This is a genomic window from Mycobacterium sp. E3339 (assembly GCF_001666915.1).
Taxonomy (GTDB): Bacteria; Actinomycetota; Actinomycetes; order Mycobacteriales; family Mycobacteriaceae; genus Mycobacterium.
The window spans coordinates 1-2,405 of record NZ_LZIZ01000016.1; the positions used below are offsets into that span (position 1 = coordinate 1).

Genomic DNA, 2,405 nt, shown 5'->3' on the forward strand with positions numbered 1-2,405 from the left:
CGCCACGTCGGCCAGCGCCACCTCGGCGCCGGGGCCGTCCAGCCAGTCGGCCAGCACCGCGGCCGTCGCCGCCACCCGCTGCGGCGTCTTGCCCGACACCACCAGGGTCGACACCACCGGCCCGTCCGCACTCGGAGCCGGAACCCGTTCGGGCGCTTGCTCTATCACCACGTGCGCGTTGGTCCCGCTCACGCCGAACGACGACACGCCGGCCCGGCGGGGTTGCCCCGTCGCCGGCCACTCCATGTCCTCGGTGCCGATGGTCAGCCGCGACACATCCGCACTGGCGTGCGGGGTCAGCGTGTGGAAGTTCAGGTTACGCGGGATGCGCGCGTTCTTGACGGCCAGCACGGTCTTGATGAACCCGGTGATGCCGGCCGCGGCCTCCAGGTGCCCGAGGTTGGTCTTGACCGCCCCCAACACCAGCGGGGGCCGGCCGTCCCGGTCGGCGAAAACCTTGCTCAGCGAATCGAGTTCGATCGGGTCACCGAGCGGGGTGCCCGTGCCGTGGGCCTCGATGTAGTCGATGTCGGACGGCGTCAACCTGGCCGACGTCAGCGCCTGGCGGAGCAGCGCCTGCTGCGCCGGGCCGTTGGGAACGGTGACCCCGCTGCTGGCGCCGTCCTGATTGACCGCCGAACCGCGCACCACCGCGAGGATGCGGTTGCCGTCCCGTTGCGCGTCGGACAGCCGCTTGAGCACCACCACCCCGCAGCCCTCGCTGCGCACGTACCCGTCGGCGCCGGCGTCGAACGTCTTGCATTGCCCGTCCGGCGACAGCATGCCCCACCGCGAGCAGGCGATGCTGGTGCCCGGGCTCAGCAACAGGTTGGTCCCGCCGACCAGCGCGGTGTCACTTTCGTTCCAGCGCAGGCTCTGACAGGCCAGGTGGATGGCCACCAGCGACGACGAGCACGCGGTGTCGAGGACGACGGCGGGGCCGCGGGCCCCGAGCAGATACGCCATCCGGCCCGCGGCGAAGTTCGCGGAGTTGCCGGTCAGGACGTAGGCGTCGAGTTCCTCCGGCCGCATCGCTTCGGAGAGGGTGAGCATGTAGTCGTAGGCGGTGACGCCGACGAAAACCGAGGTCTGGGTGCCGCGAATGGTGTGCGGGTGAATGCCCGCGTCTTCCAGCGCCTCCCACGCGACCTCGAGGAACAGCCGCTGTTGCGGGTCCATCGCCGCCGCCTCGCGCGGGGTGATGGAGAAGAACTCCGCGTCGAATTCGTCCGGCTCCCAACCGGATAGGAAGCCGCCTTCGCGGTTGCAGATCGTCCCCGGGACGGTGTGGTCGTCGGTGTAGAGGGCGTCGGCGTCCCAGCGTTCGGGCGGCACCCGCACGATGCCGCTGCGCCCGTCGCGCAACAGTTGCCAGAATTGGTCCGGGTTTCCCACCCCGCCGGGCAGCCGGCAGCCCATCCCGATGACCGCGATCGGTTCGGTGCCCGCCTTCTCGGCGATCTCCAGCCGGGCGCTGAGATCGTCGATCTTGTGCAGCGCCTCGGTGATGATCGCCCGGCGGTCCGGTGTCGAGGTGGTCATCGCGTTCCTCTTAGTCTGTCGGAAAGTTGTTCCAACAACTCGGCTTCGGAGAGTTCGTCGTAGACGTCGGCGTCGGGTTCGGTGTCCGGCGCGGTGAGCTCGGGCAGCATCGTCGCCAGCTGGTCGGCGAGCGCGTACACCGTCGGGTAGTCGAAAATGACCGAGGCAGGCAGCGGTTCGCCGAGGCTGTCCGACAACGCGCGCTGCAGCGTCACGCTCATCAGCGAGTCCATCCCGAGCTGGAAGAAGCCGGTCGAGGGGTCCAGGGACTCGCCCGCCGGCAGCCCCATCACCTTGGCCGCCAGCGCGCCGACATGATCGAGCAGCATGTCGTGCCGGCGCTGGAGCGGGCACTTGCCCAGGGCAACCCGGAATTCGCTTGCCGACGTTGACGTTTCGCCCGGGGCCGGCAGCAGGTCGTCGACGATGCGCAGTGAACCGCGGGTCCGGTAGGCGGCCGCCAGCAGCGGCCAGTCCGCGTCCACCACCACCGAATGCACGCCGGCGGCCTGGCTCATGACCCGCGGCAGCGCGCCGATGGCGACCTCGTCGTCCATCGGCAGCAACCCGGATCCCATGCTGACCTGGCCGAATTGCTGTTCGGCGGCGGCCAGCGACTTCCACAGTCCCCAGTTGACGGTCGTCCCCGCCAACCCCATCACGCGCCGGGCGTACGCCAGGACGTCCAGGTAGCCGCTGGTGGCGGTGTAGTGGGCCAGCCACCGCGAACCGGTGAGACCGGAGATCGAGGAGAACAACACGAAGTGGCGCACCGGCGTCTCCAGGGACAGCCGGTGCAACACCGCGGCGGCGTCGAGCTTGGGCGCGAACATCGCGGTGACGTCGTCATTGGTCATCTCGTC

The 2,405-nt window shown here is 69.7% G+C and carries 2 protein-coding genes; both read right to left on the reverse strand.

Annotated features, from left to right (window positions below):
* Nucleotides 1-1,542 (reverse strand): type I polyketide synthase (locus A5702_RS00725; RefSeq protein WP_231964947.1); only part of this gene is annotated, 1,542 nt, incomplete at its 3' end.
* A partial coding sequence (locus tag A5702_RS00730) for a beta-ketoacyl reductase (RefSeq protein WP_156669431.1) occupies nucleotides 1,539-2,405 on the reverse strand: 867 nt, incomplete at its 5' end. The genes A5702_RS00730 and A5702_RS00725, both read right to left, overlap by 4 nt.